Annotated in this window: 15 protein-coding genes; 4 read left to right on the top strand and 11 right to left on the bottom strand. The window is 71.1% G+C overall.

The annotated features are described in order from the left end of the window. Position 1 precedes the first annotated feature (1 nt). The 3 genes from ACZ67M_RS28020 to ACZ67M_RS28010 all read right to left on the bottom strand — a co-directional run bounded on the left by ACZ67M_RS28020 (position 2) and on the right by ACZ67M_RS28010 (position 3,589). The gene (locus ACZ67M_RS28020) at positions 2–883 is read right to left on the bottom strand and encodes a glycerophosphodiester phosphodiesterase (RefSeq protein WP_469853362.1); all 882 of its coding nucleotides are present in this window, start codon (positions 881–883) and stop codon (positions 2–4) included. Positions 884–941: 58 nt separating this feature from the next. Next, entirely contained in the window at positions 942–3,164 is a 2,223-nt protein-coding gene (locus ACZ67M_RS28015) for an alpha-N-acetylglucosaminidase (protein WP_469853360.1), read from the bottom strand. Between the two features lie 80 nt (positions 3,165–3,244). After that, complete coding sequence (locus ACZ67M_RS28010; RefSeq protein ID WP_352156618.1) at positions 3,245–3,589, bottom strand: STAS domain-containing protein; 345 nt, start codon at positions 3,587–3,589, stop codon at positions 3,245–3,247. A 264-nt stretch (positions 3,590–3,853) separates the two neighbouring features. Here ACZ67M_RS28010 and ACZ67M_RS28005 point away from each other — a divergent pair, with 264 nt between their 5' ends. Further along, positions 3,854–4,000 (top strand): hypothetical protein, encoded by a 147-nt coding sequence (locus ACZ67M_RS28005; protein ID WP_469853358.1) that lies wholly within the window; start codon positions 3,854–3,856, stop codon positions 3,998–4,000. On the opposite strand, the gene ACZ67M_RS28000 is transcribed toward ACZ67M_RS28005, so the two are convergent. From ACZ67M_RS28000 to ACZ67M_RS27985, 4 genes are all read right to left on the bottom strand, one after another. Then, positions 3,965–4,381: a DoxX family protein gene (locus ACZ67M_RS28000; RefSeq protein ID WP_469853357.1), complete on the bottom strand. Its 417-nt coding sequence runs from the start codon at positions 4,379–4,381 to the stop codon at positions 3,965–3,967. The two genes, ACZ67M_RS28005 and ACZ67M_RS28000, sit on opposite strands and share 36 nt — an antisense overlap. A gap of 134 nt (positions 4,382–4,515) precedes the next feature. Beyond that, positions 4,516–5,376 carry a glycoside hydrolase family 16 protein gene (locus tag ACZ67M_RS27995; RefSeq protein ID WP_361359711.1) on the bottom strand — a complete coding sequence of 287 codons (861 nt, stop codon included), beginning with the start codon at positions 5,374–5,376 and terminating at the stop codon, positions 4,516–4,518. Between the two features lie 104 nt (positions 5,377–5,480). Beyond that, entirely contained in the window at positions 5,481–6,674 is a 1,194-nt protein-coding gene (locus ACZ67M_RS27990) for a glycoside hydrolase family 64 protein (protein ID WP_469853355.1), read from the bottom strand. Positions 6,675–6,814: 140 nt separating this feature from the next. After that, positions 6,815–7,222, bottom strand: a complete 408-nt coding sequence (locus tag ACZ67M_RS27985; RefSeq protein WP_385797994.1) for a hypothetical protein — start codon at positions 7,220–7,222, stop codon at positions 6,815–6,817. Positions 7,223–7,484: 262 nt separating this feature from the next. Between ACZ67M_RS27985 and ACZ67M_RS27980 the strand changes: the two genes are divergently transcribed. The 3 genes from ACZ67M_RS27980 (at position 7,485) to ACZ67M_RS27970 (ending at position 9,495) form a co-directional block, all read left to right on the top strand. Then, positions 7,485–8,360, top strand: coding sequence for a helix-turn-helix domain-containing protein (locus tag ACZ67M_RS27980; protein WP_125491164.1), 876 nt, complete (start codon positions 7,485–7,487; stop codon positions 8,358–8,360). Then, the gene (locus ACZ67M_RS27975; protein ID WP_361359721.1) at positions 8,361–8,609 is read left to right on the top strand and encodes a DUF397 domain-containing protein; all 249 of its coding nucleotides are present in this window, start codon (positions 8,361–8,363) and stop codon (positions 8,607–8,609) included. Between the two features lie 70 nt (positions 8,610–8,679). After that, positions 8,680–9,495 carry an SAM-dependent methyltransferase gene (locus ACZ67M_RS27970; RefSeq protein ID WP_361359724.1) on the top strand — a complete coding sequence of 272 codons (816 nt, stop codon included), beginning with the start codon at positions 8,680–8,682 and terminating at the stop codon, positions 9,493–9,495. Between the two features lie 39 nt (positions 9,496–9,534). On the opposite strand, the gene ACZ67M_RS27965 is transcribed toward ACZ67M_RS27970, so the two are convergent. The 4 genes from ACZ67M_RS27965 to ACZ67M_RS27950 form a co-directional block, all read right to left on the bottom strand. Further along, positions 9,535–11,145: a VWA domain-containing protein gene (locus ACZ67M_RS27965; RefSeq protein WP_469853352.1), complete on the bottom strand. Its 1,611-nt coding sequence runs from the start codon at positions 11,143–11,145 to the stop codon at positions 9,535–9,537. 21 nt (positions 11,146–11,166) lie between these two features. Next, positions 11,167–12,405, bottom strand: a complete 1,239-nt coding sequence (locus tag ACZ67M_RS27960) for an AAA family ATPase (protein WP_469853350.1) — start codon at positions 12,403–12,405, stop codon at positions 11,167–11,169. 94 nt (positions 12,406–12,499) lie between these two features. Next, positions 12,500–13,102, bottom strand: coding sequence for a TetR/AcrR family transcriptional regulator (locus tag ACZ67M_RS27955; RefSeq protein ID WP_392018273.1), 603 nt, complete (start codon positions 13,100–13,102; stop codon positions 12,500–12,502). 77 nt (positions 13,103–13,179) lie between these two features. Beyond that, positions 13,180–13,560, bottom strand: coding sequence for a MerR family transcriptional regulator (locus ACZ67M_RS27950; protein ID WP_361359736.1), 381 nt, complete (start codon positions 13,558–13,560; stop codon positions 13,180–13,182). Positions 13,561–13,672 lie beyond the last annotated feature (112 nt).

The following is a 13,672-nucleotide window of genomic DNA, read 5'->3' as shown; positions in this document are numbered from 1 at the left end:
CTCAGCGCTGGGTGAGGGTCTGGGGGTAGTCGGTGATGATGCCGTCGACGCCGAGGCCGGTCATCTTGCGGATGGCGCCGGGTTCGTCGACGGTCCAGACGTTGATGTCCATGCCGAGTTGGTGGATGCGGTCGACGAGGGTCTGGTCGGTGACGGTGTGCTGGGGGTTGATCTGGTCGGCCCACCCGCTGAGTTGCTGGAGTTCGGTGTCGGTGGGGCGGTCGGCGTCGAGGATGCCGATGGGTATGTCGGGCAGGCGGGTGTGGAATTGGCGGGCGTCGTCGGTCTGGAAGGACTGGACGGCGAGTTGGTGGCGGGCGAGGGCGCGGCGGAGGTAGGCGGGTTTCGTGTGGAGGTGGTCGGCGAGGTCGGTGGCGATGTCGGTGTAGTGGCCGCAGGGGCTGATTTCGGCGAGGAGTCCGGTGCGGGTGTGGTCGATGTGGCGGATGACGTCGTCGACGGTGATGAGGGGTTCGCCGGTGTATTTCTTGTGGAACCAGGTGCCTGCGTCGAGGCGGCGCAGTTCGTTCCAGGTGAAGTCGGAGACGCGGTAGCGGGGGCGGTCGGGGTAGAGGTCTTCGATGTTGGTGGTGCGTTCCATGGTGCAGTCGTGGAAGTTGACGAGTTTGCCGTCTTTGGTTTGCTGGACGTCGATTTCGACGAAGTCGGCGCGTTGGGTGATGGCGAGGTCGATGGCGGCGGCGGTGTTCTCGGGTGCCATGCCGGAGGAGCCGCGGTGGGCGATGACGTCGGGGTCGGCGGGTGCGGCGTGTGCGGTGGTCGTCGTCAGGGCCAGGGCCAGACCGCCCAGTGCGGCCACGACGGCACCCGCACGTCTGGCCGAGCGTCTGCCGTCGGGTTCCGAGAGCACGGTGAAGCGCATGCGCGGTCCTTCCCTCGTAGCTCGGTGCGGGACTGTTCGTGACGAACGTGACGTACCGTCAGCCGCCCGCGGGGGCGGGCAGGGCGGCGAGGACCGCGGTGGCCGCGGCCACGGGGTCGCCGGAGGGATGGACGGGGTAGCGGTCGCGCTCCTGGTTCCAGGCGTTCTCCAGCGCGAACCAGTCGATGGCGGCCGGAGGGCCGCCGGTGACCAGCGCCGTGTCGAGGGAGTCGAGGTACGTCGTCCACCGCATCGCGTAGAAGTCGCGGACGAGCCCCGACCACTCACGGTTGGCGTAGTCCCGCAGCCCGCCGGTGTCGCTGCCGGAGCGGTGCCCCCAGGTGGTGAGGATCGACCGGGCGTCGAACTCGGCGGCGGCCCGCTCGGCCGGCGTACGGCCCCAGGACTTGGCGTCCTCCAGCCACGGCCCGAGGAGGAACCGGGTGTCGGTCGCCAGCAGCCGGTCGAGGAGCGCCAGGTCGCCCTTCCACTCCGCGGCCAGCGCACGGAAGCGGGACAGGTCCTTGGCGTCGTAGGCCGTCTTGATCTCCGGGAGCAGGGACCTGCTGCGGTTGGCCAGCGCCTGACGGGCGACGTCCACCAGGTCGAAGCGGTAGGCGTCGGTCGCCCGCAGCGCCGGCGCGACCTTCAGCAACTCGGCCAGCGCCTCCCGCACGGTGGCCGGGTCGTAGCGCATCGCGCCGGGGCTCCAACTGGCCGCCGTGGTCGCGTTCAGCCGGGGACGGGCGGTGAACAGGCTGTCCTGGGACTCGCTCCAGGTGCCGGAGGGCGTGCTGTACGGGCCCGTGCGCAGCAGCTCCCAGGCGCGGGACGCGTGCGGGTCGGGGCCGCCGTAGCGCCGTGACGCGTAGGCGGCGAACCAGGCCCGCTGGTCCACCGGGGCCGTCCGCCAGGCCAGTTCGGTGAACAGCTCGTAGGCGACCGGGTTGCCGCCGGTGCCCTCGGGCAGGTAGGCGATGCCCGCGAGGGTGCTGCCGGGCTTGGTGCGCCACTGGTCGAAACGCTCCGCCCAGACGGATGTGTTGGCGCCGATGGTGGTGTGGCCGCCGAAGTTGGGGATGGTGCCGAACGCGTAGGGCGCGCCGTGCCAGGTGGTCTCCCGGTCGAGCCCGTTGTAGCGGTCGGACAGCCCGTCGACGATGAGCAGCCTGCTCTTGTCGACGGCGTCGATGATCTCCGGCGAGGGGTTCTTCTGCCAGCCGATCAGGGTCCAGACGGCACCGGGACGGGCGGTCTGAAGAGCGTTCATCACCGCACGGGCGGCGTCCCCGACCGGCACGTTCCCCGGTCGGCCGCCCTCGTGCAGCAGGTCCATCTTGAACATCGACGAGTCGCCGAACAGCGCACGCTGGTGGCGGTAGAAGGAGGCGGCGACCCGGCGGAAGACCTCGCTGCGCGGGTCCAGCCAGTCGGGCCGCTGGAAGCCGACCCAGTCGCCCTGCGGGACGACCGGCCCGGTGGGGTTCCGTTCCGTGAATCCCGGGGGCACCGTGCCGAAGTAGCCGGGCAGCACCGGGGTCATGCCGAGCTGCCGCAGCCGGTCCGCGATCCGGCGTCCGAGGTCGGCGCGGTCCTGGAGGAGCCGCTCGGAGACCGGACCGGCGAAGCCGGACATGTTCTGCATCAGCCACCACGGCTGGTGCGCCGGACCGGGGATCCAGGACCTCAGCTCCTTGCCGGAGTACCCGAACTCCTGGAACGTCTCGTGGTAGACGGCGTCGGCGCCCATCTGCACGAAGACCTCGTTCACCCCGTGCAGGGCGAGCAGGTCGATCTGCCTTTCGTACGAGGCCCAGTCGCGGTAGGCGCCGGAGTAGCCGTCGTCGGTGTCGTTGAGCCCGAAGCGGTGCGGCACCGACGCCTGCCGGTGGACGGTCCCGGTGGGCGCCGGGAGCGTGCGCGGCAGCTTCTCCGTACTCCGCCCGGGCCACCCGAGGTCCACCTTCGCCGTGTGCTTGAGGTACCAGTTGACGCCGCTGAGGATCACCGCCGGACTGGTGCCCCGGACGCGCACACGGCCCGCTTCGCCGGAGACGCTGAAGTAGTCGCCCGAGGCGGGGCGGGCCGCCGGGACGAGGCTGAACTGCGAGACATGGCGGGGGAGCAGGCGGGCCAGGGCCGCCCTCGCGGGGTGCGTGGCGAAGGCGGGCCCGTTGGGTGGGGAGGAGGCCGCGGAAGAGGTGCCGGGGGTGAGAGCCGTGGTGAGAAGGAGGAGAGCGGTGGCTGCGTGGGCGGCAGCCCAGGGTCTGAGGCCTCTCACAGGTCACCTCTGTGGGGGGTTGTCGAGGGGATGCTGGTGAATATGGGGCCGGGGGAGCCCACCGTCAAGAAGACATCCGGTCACGACGTACGTCTCGCCTGGTACACCGAGTCGTAGATGGGGAAGACGTGGCGCAGCCCGGTCAGCGCGAAGAGCTGCTTGGTGTGGGCGTCGGTGATGACCAGTTTCAGCTCGCCGCGGACTGCCTGGACCCGTTTGAGGGCGCCGACCAGGACGCCCAGGCCCATGGAGTCGATGAACGCCACCCCGCGCAGGTCGATGACGAACCGGCGGAGTCCGTCCGCGAGCCGCTCGATCATGTGCTGCTTGATCGTGGGCACGGTGTACACGTCGACCTCACCGCGGATCTCCACGACGGTCCAGCCGCCGACATCGCTGTAGTTGATCTCGATCGGGGGTTCCATACGCACCCAACGGCGATGTCCTGGGCAGAGGTTGCGCCGCACATTCGTTCTGCATATGCATGAACGGTTGGCCAAAGGGTCACCTGAGGTGCAGGTGAGGGTCGCGGTGCGGTGCGCGAGAAGGGGCTCCGGCCACCCTCGGAACGTATGTTCGAAATGGAGCGGGATCGCTGTGGGCCCGGTCCCGCCGTGCGCGTTCCGCCATTCGGGGTCATCCTGGTAGCCGGGCCACGGAGCCCACAGACCGACCTACCGGGAGGTCCTGTGATTCTGCTCGCGCTTCTCCTACCGGTCGTGATGATGGCCTTCCTCTTCGCCGCCGACGCGCTCGAGGACCTGATCTTCCCGCCCCCGGCGGCCCAGGAGGACGACGCCTCAGGCGCCGCCGGGGCGACGACCACCTCGCCCTGACAGGGACAGGGCGCCCGGCCCGAAGAAGACCAGCAGCAGGAAGCCCCAGCAGAACAGCGCCGGGGACAGCCCGCCGTTCTGGAGCGGGAAGAGTCCGTCCGGCTGGTGCTCGGTGAAGTAGGCGAACGCCATGATCCCCGAGCCGACGAACGCCGCGCCGCGCGTGGCCACGCCGACGAGGACGAGGGCGCCGGTCACCAGCTCGATCACCCCGGCGTACCAGAACGGCCAGTCACCCACGGGACTGGCCGGCCGGTCCAGCAGCCCGAAGACCGTCGCGGCGCCCTCACTGGTGAACAGCAGGCCCAGGACGATGCGGAACAGGCCGAGCACCAGGGGCTGCTGCCTGGTCAGCCGGTCGTTCAGGCGTGCGGTGCTCATCGGTGGGCGCTCCCTCGGGTCGTGCGGCGTCCGGCCGCGCACGACGCGGCCGTGGGGAGTACGAGACTCCTCCCGTACTCCCTACGTGCGCGCGCGGCGATCGACTCAACGCCGGTCCCGGAAGAAGGGAACCGTCAGCCGTCGCTCGTGGTCACCTTCACCTCGTCGACGATCAGCTGCTGCGGGAAGGTGGTCGAGCCGTCGGGGTCGCCCGGCCAGTAGCCGCCGACCGCGAGGTTCAGGATGAGGAAGAACGGCTTGTCGAAGACCCACTGGTTGCCGTTCAGATCGGCCGGCGTGCGCGTCTGATACACGTTGCCGTCGACCGACCAGGTGATCCTGTCCGGGGCCCAGTCCACCGCGAAGGTGTGGAAGGCGTCCGCGAAGGCCTCGCCGTTCGGCAGGGTGTAACCCGCGCCGATGCCGCCCGAGCCCGAGTAGCCGGGGCCGTGGATGGTGCCGTGGACGGTCGAGGGCTCGAAGCCGACGTTCTCCATGATGTCGATCTCGCCCGAGTTCGGCCAGCCGACCTCGCCGATGTCCTGGCCCAGCATCCAGAACGCGGGCCAGATGCCCTGCCCGCGCGGGATCTTCATCCGGGCCTCGACGTGCCCGTAGGTGGCGGTGAACTTGCCCGAGGTGTTGAGTCGCGCGGAGGTGTACTCGCACGACCCGTACCAGCACTGGTAGTTGCCCGGGTTCTCGCGGCGGGCCTCGATCACCAGGTTCCCCTGGCCGTCGAGCTTCGCGTTGTCGGTGCCGGGCGTGTAGTACTGCCGCTCGTGGTTGCTGACGTTGTCGCCGGTCTCCAGCTGCCACTTGGCGGAGTCGACGCCGGACCCGGCGGGTCCGTCGAAGGTGTCGGAGAACGTCACGGCCGCGGCGGCCGTCTCCGCCGGGCGGTCCGCGTGCGCGGGCGCGACCGCGGCGGCGGCCACCAGGCCGACCGACAGGGTGGTGAGCAGGCAACTGCGGATCAAGCGTGGGGAGTTCATGTCTCTCCCTTTCGTGGGCCCGCTCCCACGACGCGGGGGCGGGCACTCGGGTGGGGGGAAGGTGGTGCGGTGCGGACTGTCCGGGCGCGGGTGGGGCCGGCCGGTCAGCCGAAGGACTCCAGGGTGATCGACGCGTCCTTGGGGTCGCCGTCGTGCACCAGCGACTCGTGGGCCCCGACGTCGTCGAACGCGAAGGCGTACGCCTTCCCGTCCTGCATCTGCGCGTGGACCAGGCGGGCGTAGTGGTTGGTGACGCCGTCCTGGTAGAAGCCGGAGGCGTCGGCGTCCGGCTGCTCGGGGTTGGTGAGCAGCGTCGACCGGTTGTACGCGGCGCACAGGGTCCGCGAGATGGGTCCGCGCACCTGGTCGTTGGGCGCGTCGAGCTTGTTGTAGCAGCCGAAGACGGAGTCGGAGTCCGGCTTCTCGAAGGAGGTCACCACGGCCCCGGAGCCGTCGGTGAAGTCCATCCGGTCCCCGTTGACCTTGCCGAAGAACTTCGTGTCCGGCTGGTCCTTGAACGGCGTGACCGTCAGCGTGTCGGTGGCGTACTTGCTCCAGACACGGTCGATGTAGCCGTCCAGCACCCCGGCGGGCAGGTCGCCGGAGCCGATGCCGTGCCCGGGGGCCAGCACGCGCAGCGGCGTTCCGTCGGCGCGGTTCTGGACCAGGCCCTCCCAGCCGCCGCCCTGCTGGGCGAGTCCGTCGGCCACGGCCTTGTAGCCGCCGGGCTTCAGCGAACCGGTGTGCTTCGTGGAGCCGTCACCCGCGGTGAGACCGACGGAGTAGGGGGCCGAGAACATGTCCACCTGGGTGGAGTTGATCCACAGACCGGAGTCGTTGAGCGTGTACTCCGTCCAGTTGAACAGGATGTCGTGGTTGGGATCGTCGGCGTTCTGCACGGCGGGCTGGACGAGCCCGCCGTCGGCGAGCCGGAAGTCCAGCTTCTGGCCGTAGGAGAAGTAGACGCGGCCCGAGAACTTCGGAAGCCGAACGGTCTTTGACCCGCCGTTTGCCGGGCCGGTGAAGGACGCGTCGGGGGCCGGGACCGGCGGGGCGCCCCCGGCCGGCCAGGCGTGGAAGGTTCCGTTCTCGTCGGCGTAGCCCTGCTTGCCGGAGGCCAGTTCGGTGCCGATCACGTACACGTAGACCTGTTCGCCGCTGCCCGAGTCGTTCTTCAGGGTGAGCGGGATCGTGTCCGGCACGGCCGAGGCCGGTTCGGCCGGCCCTGTGACGACGGCGACGGCGCCGAGGGACGCCGCGACGGCCAGGGACGCCGTCAGCTTGCGTGGGGAAAGCACACGGTCCTCCTTGGTGTGGGGGGACTTGCAACGTTGTAGTGCTCCCCTGTACATGTCAATAAGATGAACGAAATGAATCGGAGGGAGGCGCTCCAGCTTCGGAAGATGAACCGGGGTCCGGCCCGGTGGTCCGCGCTCCCTCAGGGGGTCAGGGACCAGCGCGGCGTCACCCCGGCGAGCCGGCAGACGAGGAAGTACAGCGGTATGGGCGCGGTGTACGGCGAGTCGCCGTCGGGTCCGTGGACCATGCGGGGGCCCGAGGGCGGGGTCTGTGCCCGCGCGCGGGTCCAGGAAGGGTCGCCGCTCACGTAGAGGGCGCCGTGCGGCCAGGCGACCCCGATGTCGGAGCCCGACGGCACGATCCACCACCAGCGCCCCCGGTCGGCGAAGACGCAGCCCGCCCGGGGCAGGCGGGCCAGGATGCGCTCGCCGTGGTCCGGCGAGGTGCCCACCGCGTCGTGCCCGAGGCCGGTGCGCAGTCCGGCGGGCAGGGGCAGCGGGGCGGGGGCCGTGGACGGACGTGGATCACGGGTGTGCTGCAGGTCCATGGGGGGTGTCCTTTGGCCGGGAGGGGAGCGCGGTCTGCCGACGCGCACAACCGGCGGTGCACCAGGAGAACGTTGTCATGCGAGACCGACCCGGACGTGAAGAAATGGGGCGGTGGAACCACTGTGTCATCCGTCAGCAACCGTACGCAACCGGCAAGTTGAAATTTGCAGTTGAGTGGATGCATGCTCCTCGGACGGGGACGCCCGCCGTGGCAGACTGCGCACCCGAGGCTTGGCGCGCGGCCGCGAAGAAGGAGATGGTGTGACCTCGGAGACCGATTGGGGCGGTGCCCCCTCCGTGCTGCGCATGATCCTCGGCAGACAGCTGGAGGAGTTGCGCACCCGGGCCGGTCTGTCCTTCGAACAGGCCGCCGAGTCGATCGGAGTGAGCCACTCCACGATCCGGCGCATGGAGGCGGCGAAGGTGGCCCGCCTGCGGCTGCCGGACGTGGAGAAGCTGCTCCAGTACTACGGCGTCCGCGACCAGCAGGAGATCGACACCTTCCTGAAGTCGGCCCGCGAGGCGAACAAGCGGGGCTGGTGGCACACCTACCGCGACGTCATGCCGGACTGGTTCGCCGCCTACCTCAGCCTGGAGCAGGCGGCCCTGCACATCCGCGCCTACGAGCCCGAGTTCGTGCACGGGCTGCTCCAGACCCCGGCCTACGCGCGGGCCCTGCTGAGCGCCGGCAATCCGCACGCCTCCTCGGTCGCCACCGAGCGCCGGGTCGCCCTGCGCATGCGGCGCCAGGAGATCCTCACCCGCCCCGAGCCGCCCCGGCTGTGGGTCGTCATGGACGAAACGGTCCTGCGCTGGCCCGTCGGTGGCGCCGAGGTGATGCGGGAGCAGGTGGACCACCTGATCGAGGTGGGCCGGCTGCCCAACGTCACGCTCCAGATCATGCCGTTCGCCCAGGGCCCGCACCCCGCGATGCGGGCCGGCGCGTTCCACGTCTTCCGCTTCCGGGCTCCCGAACTCCCCGACATCGTCTACCTCAGCGGTCTCGTGGGCGCCGTCTACCTGGACAAGGGCGACGACGTGGTGGTCTACCGCGAGGCGCTGGACCGCCTGGGCGCCCAGGCCGTACCGGCCCGAAGCACCGAGGAACTCCTCGGCGCGCTACGCAAGGAGCTGTGAATGGACCAGCACCCGCAGCACTTCGCCGGCTCCGGGACACCGTCCCCGGAACCGGGCCCGCACGAGTGGGTCAAGCCGTGGAGCGACGACGCGGGCGGCGCCTGCGTCGAGGTGCGCAGGCTGGGCGACGGACGGATCGCGTTGCGCCAGTCCTCGGACCCGGACGGCCCCGCGCTCGTCTTCACCCCGCACGAGATGACGCGTTTCCTGGACGGTGTGAAGGCGGGACAGGCCGACTTCCTCTACTGAACGCGCCGGTTGCCGTAGGTTCCACCGAGAGACCACTGGTACCGCACGACTTGACGGAGAGGGGCGGACGTTGTCCGACAGCGGATGGCCGGCCGACCGGATCGACACCGAGCACGCGCACTCGGCCCGGATCTACGACTACATCCTGGGAGGCAAGGACTACTACCCGGCCGACCGGGAGGCCGGCGACGCGATGGCCGCGGAGTGGCCCGCGCTGCCCGTGCACATGCGCGCCAACAGGGACTGGATGAACCGCGCGGTGCGCTGGCTGGCGGAGGAGGCGGGCATACGCCAGTTCCTCGACATCGGCACCGGCATCCCGACCTCACCCAACCTGCACGAGATCGCGCAGTCGGTGGCACCCGAGTCGCGCGTGGTCTACGTGGACAACGACCCGATCGTCCTCACCCTGTCCCAGGGGCTGCTGTCCAGCACGGCCGAGGGCCGGACGACGTACATCGAGGCGGACTTCCAGCATCCCGAGGACGTCCTCGAATCCGCCGAGTTCCGCAAGACGCTGGACCTGGGCAGGCCGGTCGCGCTGACCGTGATCGCGATCGTGCACTTCGTCCTCGACGAGGACGACGCGGTCGGTATCGTCCGCCGCCTCCTGGAGCCCCTGCCGTCGGGCAGCTACCTGGCGATGACCATCGGCACCGCCGAGTTCGCACCGGACGAGGTCGGCCGGGTCGCACGCGAGTACGCGGCCCGCGACATGCCGATGCGGCTGCGCACCCTGGACGAGGCGCACGAGTTCTTCGACGGCCTGGACCTGGTCGAACCCGGCATCGTCCAGGTGCACAAGTGGCACCCGGACGGCGCGGGGGAGCAGGGCATCCGCGACGAGGACATCGCGATGTACGGCGCGGTGGCCCGCAAACCGTAACGGCGCGCGGGAGCGGGCGGGACCGGAGGCCCTGGGGCGTCAGATCACGCGGAAGAGGTCGGCGGCGGCGTGCACGTCGGTGAAGTCCTCGACCGAGCGGAGGTTGTCGCACAGGGCCTCCAGGACCGACCCGGCCTCGGCGGCCCGCGGGGTGCCGATGGCGACACCGAAGACCCGGAAGCCCAGCAGGCGCTTGGCCTCGTTCCAGTCGCGCATCCACTCCTCGGTGACGCCGCAGTCGTCGTCGGTGAGCATCACGATGTCCCCGCGCCTGCGGGCGGCGTCGTCGAACTCCTCCCGCAGCAGCTCGCCCGCCGCCGCCAGGGGCCGCTGGTAGCTGGTGCCGCCGCCGAGGAAGGTCTCCGCGAAGTCGAGGGTCCGGCCGAGGTCGGCGGGCTCGTCGGCGGGGAAGTGGAAGACCTGGAGCTTGTCGGCGGCGGAGAAGAGGATGCCGACGAAGTCGCGCCCCGCCCGGCGGGCCTGGTCCAGCAGCGCCAGGGCGCACGCCTTCGCCCACGCCTCCCGGGTGATGCCGCCGGGCCCGGCCTCGTACATGGAGTGCGAGGTGTCCACGCAGGCGATGACCGCGCCCCGGCCGGTGGCCTGTTCACCCTGGCTGTCGTAGAGCATCAGCTCCCCGGCGGCGTAGCGTGCGGCGAACACCGCACGCAGTTCCGCGAGTCCGAGATGAGCCAGTTCGGAGGGGATGACACGGGAGAGGTCGTCGCCGAGCGTGACACCGATCAGCTCGCCGGTCGCGTTCTCCACCTTGCGGGCGCGCTCGCCTTCGGCCATCTGCCGGAAACGGCCGATCAGTTCGGCCCACCGCGCGAGCCGGCCGGTGCGCAGCCGCTCGGCGAGCCGGGCGCGCCGCTCGAAGGGCATCCGCTCCAGCTCGCCGGAACCGACGCCCCAGGCCCGCATCAGCGCCGCCTCCTCCCGGGCGGCCGCCGCGGCCTTCGCCACTCCGCCGCGGGCGGCGGCGGGCATCCCGGGCAGCGGCACCGCGAGCGCCTCACCAGCCACTTGGGCGCTCTGCCGGGCTTGGGCCCGAGCGTTCTCCATCGCTCGTTCCACGGCGCCGGCGGCCGGACCGGGCACGGAGCCGTCCTCGCCGGCCTCGTCGGCGGCCTGCCGCAGCGCCTCGGCGACGGCGGTGGCCGCGTCCTCGGCGGCCCCGCGGGCCCGGCCCGCCCGCTCCGCGCGGTCCTGGGCGTCCCCGGAGTCGTCCAGCATCCGGCGCAGCGCACCGGCTTGGGCGAGTACGGCCATGGCGGCGGCGTACGGGTCGCCGGCCGTCTCGCGGTGCAGTTCGGCGAAGTGCGGCGACTCCAGCATGGCCTCGACGACACGGTGGTTGACCAGCCGGGTGGGGTCCATCTCGCCGGGTTCGCGCAGTCGGGGGCCGACTCGGTAGGCGGCCAGGAACGCGTCGGTCAGCAGGTCGGTGGCGTACGCGTGGCGCTCGCCCAGTTCCGCGGCCAGGTCGCGCAGGGCGGGCGACTGCTCGTAGGTGTCGCGCCAGGCGATCCGGTCGAAACGGTCGGCGACCACGGCCGTGGTGTGGCGTGCGGGAGCGGAGGCCGACCCGGCCAGCCATGGCGCGGCCCGGGCCGCCAGAGCCTCCAGCAGGGCCGGGATCTCGTCCATGTTCCTGATCGCCCCTCGTGCTCAGAGCCGGGACTGCACCGTGCTCGCGTCCACGCCGAGGGCCTCGGTGAGTACCCGGGCGCGGACGGCGCGCTGGCGGCCGGTGACCCGGTCGATGGCGGCGGTGGAGCGGCCGGCCACCACCGCTTCCTCCCGCAGCTTCTCCAGCCGGGTCCCGGCGGTGGCGAGCTGGTTGTGGGCCTTCTTGATGACCCATTCGCTCAGCGCCTCGCGGGACTGCCCGGCCATGGCGTCGAGCTGGGTCTCCAGTTCGTCGATGGTGTCGGCGAGGTCCAGGGCCTCGCGGGCGTCGGGGTTCACCAGGTGCAGCACCTCGCGTTCGACCGTCGGGCGTTCGGCGGGGGAGTGCCACAGCACATGGGTCAGCACCGACAGGTCGCTCTCGCCGACCGCGCCGCGGCCGTCGAGGTAGGCGGAGGCCTGGAGCAGGCCCACCGCCTGCCGCCAGCGCCGGTCGGAGGCGACAAGTTCCTTGCGGCGCAGGGCCGCGCGCAGCGTGCACACCGCGTCCACGATCGCGTCGGGGACGTCGACGGCGGGGACGGTCCCGGTCACGGCGTGCTGTAACGCGGCCAGTTCCACCGTGGTCCGCGGCGGCGGGGCCGGGCGGCCGACGGCGGAGCGGACCAGCGCGGCGAAGTTCGAGGGGTCCTCGAGGTACGAGACTTCGATCCGCACCAGGAGCCGGTCGTAGATGGCGGCCGAGTCCTCTCCGGTTGGCAGCTCGTTGCTCGCCGTGATGGCCCCGATGAGCGGGCAGCGGACGGGTTCTCCGCCGCTCTCGGGATGGTAGATCCGTTCGTTGAGGTAGCCCAGCGTCTCGTTCAGCGCCGCCGTGGAGCACTTGAAGATCTCGTCGATGAACGCGACGTGCGCGGTCGTGGCGCGACCCTCGTAGACCTGGCGGTACTCGCCCCGGGACAGCGCGGCGACGTCGATCGGGCCGAACATCCGCGTCGGCGCCGTGAACTTCGACAGCAGGATCTCCCAGTACGACGCCCCCTCGATCCTGCCCGTGAGTTCCCGGGCCAGCTCGGACTTCGCCGTCCCGGGCGGGCCCAGTATCAGGGAGTGCCGGCCCGCCAGCAGTGTCACCAGCAGCGTCCGCACCACGTCGGCCCGTTCGTAGAAGCGGTCCGACACCTCCTCGCCGATCGCACGGAGTCGCCGGGCGGTGTCCAGGACGTCGTCCTGCACGCCGGGAGCGGCCACATGGTCTCGCGCGTCCCGTGGGCCCATCGCCGACTCCTTGCCTGTCACGTCCGGGGGCTGGCAGGTCGGAGCCTATCCGGCGCCGCGCCGAGTGATCCGGACGCCTGCGACGCGGACGGCTTCAGGCCGACGGGCGCTGTGGGCGCCCTTCTTCACCGCCGGCCGGCCAGGTGCGGAGCAGGGAGTCCAGTGCGTTGAGGATCTCCGTCCAGCTCTCCTGCGAGTCGGGTGCGCTGTGGCTGAAACCCCCGGCGGACTCCAGGCCGACGAATCCGCTGAAGACGCTGCCCAGCAGGCGTACGGCGTGCGTCTGCTGGGGTTCGGCCAGGTCGTACCCGCGCAGGACGGCTCGCGACATCTGGGCGTGCCGCGCGCCGGCGCTCGACGCCGCCGCCTCGGGATCGAGGCGGAACCGCGCGGCGGCGAAACGGCCCGGGTGCCGGCGCGCGTAGTCGCGGTAGGCGTTGGCGAAGGCGGTCAGCGCGTCCTTGCCCGCCCGGCCGGCCACCGCCTCGGAGACCAGGTCGGCCAGCTCTTCGAGAGCGAACAGGGCGATGCCGGTCTTGAGTTCGTGCGCGTTCCGCACGTGCGAGTAGAGGCTCGCCGTGCGTACCCCGAAGCGCCGGGCCAGCTCCGTGGGCGTGGTGTGCTCGAACCCGATCTCGTCGGCCAGCTCGGCCCCCGCCCTGAACAGGGTCTCCGTCGTCAGTCCCGCCCGCGCCACACTCGTCCTCCACGTCACGTGCCGAGCAACCGTAGAAGATTATGTGTGTGCCTAACATGATTAGGCAACCTGGGGAGTCAGTGGTGCGTCGCCGCCGCCCAGCGGGTCTCCCGGTCCTCTCGCGCCGCGGCCATCAGCACGTTGAGCGCGTCCCGGGTGCTGATGAGGTCCGCGATGTGCTCGGACAGCCGGTCGCGCTCCTGCGCCATGCGCTCCAGGGCGGCGTCGGAGTTGTCCTCGCTGGGCGAGTCGACGCACGGCAGCAGTTCGGCGATGGTGCGGCTGGACAGCCCCGCCGCGTAGAGCCGCTGGAGGAACCTGACCCGTTCGACCTCGTGGTCCGTGTAGTGGCGCTGGCCGCTCGGGCTGCGGGTGCTGGCGAGCAGCCCCTGGTCCTCGTAGTAGCGGACGGACCGCACGCTGACCCCGGCCCGTGACGCCAGCTCCCCGATGCGCATGCCGTACTCCCCACTGCTCGCTGTGATCCGCGACACAGGCCCTTGCCTCTGACGTCAGTGTCAGGTTTTAGCGTAGCCGCCGAGCCTGACATCCGGGCCCCGCGCGACCAAG

This window comes from Streptomyces sp. NPDC107500 (assembly GCF_055582785.1).
The sequence above is the reverse complement of the archived record's forward strand: the minus strand, read 5'-3'. Positions and strand labels throughout refer to the sequence as shown.